The organism is Bacillus sp. PSXD-155, assembly GCF_049310765.1.
Taxonomy (GTDB): Bacteria; Bacillota; Bacilli; order Bacillales; family Bacillaceae_G; genus Bacillus_A; species Bacillus_A cereus.
In genome coordinates, this window is sequence record NZ_JBMOWC010000112.1 from 1 (window position 1) to 4,665 (window position 4,665).

Here is a 4,665-nt window from a genome sequence, read left to right on the forward strand (position 1 = left end):
AAAGAGATTTTCATTGTGTAAGATGAAAATGTAAAGAAGAGTGAGAGGAGAAAAAATACTATATATTTCTATAAAAAAACAAATCAATTAATAAGACTTGTTTGGAGGAAAAGAGACATTACAAAAGTTAACATACATCTCAAACAAAGGATAGACTATTTTTTAGGTCAGAAAGCCGTGTGATTAGTTCCAAACAGCAAATAACCATTTATACAATATGAATAGGGGAGAGGATTATTTTGATGAAAAAGCATCGTCAAATTACATGTACAGGTTTAGCCCTTTTAATAACTGGAGGTTCCCTGTTTTATACAACTCCAACCTCAAGTGTAAAAGCGGAGTCCATTCAAAATGTATCTAGTTCGTTACAAACAAGCAACCAAAGAGATCGAAATTCCGTCAAAGAGGCCATGCAGGATACATTGAAGCTTGGATATCCAGGGATACTTGCTAAAACTTCTAAGGGTGGAAAAACATGGAGTTATGCGGCTGGTGTAGCGGATCTAAGTACCAAGAAACCAATGAAAACAGATTTTCGATTTCGAATTGGCAGCGTGACAAAGACGTTCACTGCAACAGTTGTACTTCAATTAGCAGGAGAAAACCGCTTGAGTTTAGACGATTCTATTGAAAAATGGTTGCCTGGTGTCATTCAAGGAAATGGATATGATGATAAACAGATTACTATCCGGCAATTATTGAATCACACAAGTGGTATTGCTAATTACACAAGGTCAAAGGATTTTAATATGATGGATACAAAAAAATCTTATACTGCTGAAGGATTAGTAAAGATGGGAATATCCATGCCTCCAGATTTTGCTCCAGGAAAGAGCTGGTCGTATTCAAATACAGGATATGTATTACTAGGAATTCTTATTGAAAAAGTAACTGGGAACAGCTATGCGGAAGAGATTGAAAATCGAATTATTGAACCACTTGAATTAGCGAATACATTCTTACCTGGAAATTCAAGCGTCATTCCAGGAACCAAGCATGCACGTGGATATATCCAATTAGACGGAGCAAGTGAGCCAAAAGATGTTACTTATTATAACCCAAGTATGGGGAGCTCGGCCGGAGATATGATTTCTACAGCTGATGATTTAAACAAATTCTTTTCTTATTTACTTGGGGGCAAGTTATTGAAAGAACAGCAACTAAAGCAAATGCTTACAACAGTCTCTACAGGAGTAGATGAGCTTGGTGATTCCGGGCTTGGAATTTTCAAAATGAAGCTTTCAAACGGTGAATCGATATGGGGGCATGGAGGAACCATTCCTGGCTTTTTAACTTTTGCTGGAGGCACACTTGGAGGCAAGCATACATTGGCAGTCAATTTGAACAGCCTTAAAGCTGATACTCCTGATCCTTTTAAAAATATTTTACTTGCTGAATTTAGCAAGTAGTCTAAAAGTAAAAACGGGTAAAATTTATCATAGTTTCATAGTTAAACAAATGAATGATGAAAACGATCAATTATTTAAGGAGGTAATTCCGTGATGAAAAATAAGCTAACTGGTGTGTTAGCCACTGCATTAGCGGTAACTATGATTCTACCAACAGGAGCGAAAGCATTTTCTGAAAGTAAGACTACTGTTGTAACTGGTGAAGAAGTAGCTAGTCAGGAACTGAAGAAGATTGCAGCAGAGAAGGCGGAGCTACTTACTAAGTCCCATGGGGCAGCTAGCGTGCAGTATGCACTAATTGATAATGGAAAACTTATTTTGTCGGGTCAGGCTGGCAAGAACGATATGGAAGGGGAAAAGCCGCTAACCAAAGATACTTTATACGGGATTGGTTCAGTCAGTAAAATGTATGCAACAGCGGCTGTAATGAAACTGGTCGATGAAGGAAAAGTCGATTTGGATGATCCTGTTGTCCGCTATGTTCCTGATTTTAAGATGAAAGACGGTCGATACAAACGTATTACACCGCGTATGTTATTGAATCACTCCTCTGGATTGCAAGGTTCTACGTTAGGTAATGCATTTTTATTTAACGATAATGATACCTATGCCCATGATACCTTGTTACAGGAATTGTCAAATCAAAACTTGAAGGCGGATCCTGGTGCTTTCTCGGTATACTGTAACGATGGCTTTACGCTGGCCGAAATTTTGGTGGAAAGAGTTAGTGGTATGAGTTTTACTGAATTTCTACATCAAAACTTTACAGGACCTTTAAAGATGAATCATACGAAAACACCGCAGGACAAATGGAGGGATGAAAATCGGGCTGGACTATATTTCCCGGCGTACCAAGGACAACTGCCAATTGAATCGGTGAATGTTATTGGTACGGGAGGTATATCTTCCACGGCAGAAGATATGGTGCGATTTTCACAACTATTTATGGGACAGGGAAAAGAAATCCTCTCTGATAAGGTAGTCAAGACGATGGAGCAAGAGGAATATAAGAAAGGAATGTGGCCGGGGGATGGTGATAATATTTTTAACTATGGTCTTGGCTGGGATAGTGTGAAACTATACCCATTCAGTGAATATGGGATCAAAGCTTTGACTAAGGGCGGCGATACGGCACTGCAACATGCTATATTAGTCGTGCTTCCGGAACAGAAAATAGCAGCGGCTGTATTGACATCTGGTGGACGGAGCTCTACAAATCAACTAATGGCAACTGAATTGCTGCTCGCTACGCTTAAAGAAAAAGGTACTATTAAGGAAATCAAGCCGAACAAATCCTTTGGTAAGCCGGTCAAAGTCAAAATGCCTCAAGGCGTAGCAAAGAAAGCAGGATTTTATGGCAATAGCGAAAATCATTTCAAAATTGAAATTACGAACAACGGAGAACTGTTCTTACCATCTAATCCAGAAGAAAAATATGTATATACTGCTGATGGAAGCTTTATTAATGAGGGGGGTACTTCCAAGCTCAACTTCGTAACCGAGAAGAATGGAAGAACTTATTTGAAGGAGAGCGCATATAAATCTCATCCAGGTTTAGGGCAAAGTGTGATGACTCACTATTTAGCTGAGAAACTAGAAGACAACGTGCTTTCGAAGAAAACCGCTGCTGCATGGGCAAAGAGGGAAGGTGTCAAGTTCTATCTTGTAAACGAGAAATTTAGTTCTATTCAATATCTCGTTCAACCGAAACTTCTTAGTACACAAATTACTCGCAAGGAAGGCCCAGCAGGCTATTGGGATGGCAGAAAAATTACAGGTCCGAATACCGCAACGCATCAGCTCCAAATTCCCGTAATGAATGGCCGTGATACAACGGAAACCCACTTCTATACAGAAGGTGGAAATGAATATATGAAGATGGCTGGGTTGTTATACGTAAGTGAATTAAATGTAAAACCAATTGATATAGGCCGATCATCCAAAGTTACGCTGGGAGCAAATGGGCATGCGAAATGGTTTACAATTCCGCAAGCGGCAGCAGAGAAAAGAATGACCGTGACGTTGCCATCAAAGGGTTCGTTTGCGGTGTATGATGAGAAGGGAGTTTGCGTCAACTTTAGCATTGTGAGTGGCAATAACAAGGTGAAACTGCCGAAGAACGGAACAATCGTATTCGCTGGGGCACCGAAATCGGAATTTGCAATCTCGGTGAACTAGCTACAATTTAAGATGATCTAAACAAAACCAGTACGGCACAGAAAAGATGTATTACTGGTTTTGTTTGTATTTATGCATTCTCAATGAAAAAACTTGAATAATATCAAGCTCAAGCACTATAAAAACATCAAAACTAGAAAATTAGTATCTCTAGAAGATGTACAGTTTTTTGGGATTTGAATAATTTTAACAGCGTAGAGAGATTAAATTTCTACTCTTTTTCTTCTTAATTGGGGTACGACCTCAATTAAGAAGGTTTCTTCAATTAATACAATGTGTATGTACATACACATTGTATTTTTATTCCATAACTTTTAAAATTTTGTTCACGATAGTTTGATATTGTAAAAAAGAAAATATGTGGCACGACATCACTTTGTTTTTTATACAGCTTTGTAATTAAACTATAATATTGTATTTTTTCTTCATTATTGAAATTAGTAATAATAAAATGTATTATTGAAAAGCACAATTTATAATTCAAGTAATCAAGCATATGTACCCATAAAAATTTGAACATTCAGAAATTATAATATTGTTTAAAAACGAGGTGAGATTCATAGAAACAGTACATATTAAGTGGTATGGCATGTATAGTATAAATGACTTTTATAATAGGGAAGAAGCTTCTAAGAAGGGGATATTTGCAATCTCTAGAGTATATGCTAAGAATGTAACATTGCTCTATATAGGACAAACCAAAAGAAGCTTTATACAAAAGATAAGAGAACTTAATAAAGAGTGGACTTTTGATGAGAGCGAATTAAAGATTACATTAGGAATAATAGAATTTCCTAGTGGTGAAATTTACTCTGAAAAGAAGGTAAAAGAGATAAAATCTCTTTTGATTTTACGACATACCCCATTAGAAAACGAAACATCTTTATTATACTATAGAGGGAAATTTAATTTAAAAATTATAAATAAGGGAAGAAGAGGCTTAATTGTTAAAAAGCTTTCTACAGGAGATCTAATGTGGACGTAATTGGAATCACCTTTGAATAAAATTGAAGGTTTCTTAAGTGCAGAAGCTTATCAATTTTTAATGTATTAAACTATTTTGAATAACATATGTCAG

3 protein-coding genes are annotated in these 4,665 nt (G+C 36.8%); all 3 read left to right on the forward strand.

The features are described from left to right. The first annotated feature begins 242 nt into the window (after positions 1–242). The 3 genes from ACO6VI_RS32715 to ACO6VI_RS32725 all read left to right on the forward strand — a co-directional run bounded on the left by ACO6VI_RS32715 (position 243) and on the right by ACO6VI_RS32725 (position 4,572). Positions 243–1,409, forward strand: a complete 1,167-nt coding sequence (locus ACO6VI_RS32715; protein WP_088020620.1) for a serine hydrolase domain-containing protein — start codon at positions 243–245, stop codon at positions 1,407–1,409. A 93-nt stretch (positions 1,410–1,502) separates the two neighbouring features. Further along, on the forward strand, positions 1,503–3,587 hold the full coding sequence (locus ACO6VI_RS32720; RefSeq protein WP_098851870.1) for a serine hydrolase domain-containing protein: 2,085 nt from the start codon (positions 1,503–1,505) through the stop codon (positions 3,585–3,587). Positions 3,588–4,137: 550 nt separating this feature from the next. Continuing rightward, positions 4,138–4,572, forward strand: coding sequence for a hypothetical protein (locus tag ACO6VI_RS32725; protein ID WP_002094078.1), 435 nt, complete (start codon positions 4,138–4,140; stop codon positions 4,570–4,572). The last annotated feature ends 93 nt before the right edge of the window (positions 4,573–4,665 follow it).

Bases quoted from the DNA above. Each gene is read 5' to 3' on its own strand.
- ACO6VI_RS32715 (WP_088020620.1), top strand. From the start codon at position 243: ATGAAAAAGCATCGTCAAATTACATGTACAGGTTTAGCCCTTTTAATA.
- ACO6VI_RS32720 (WP_098851870.1), top strand. From the start codon at position 1,503: ATGAAAAATAAGCTAACTGGTGTGTTAGCCACTGCATTAGCGGTAACT.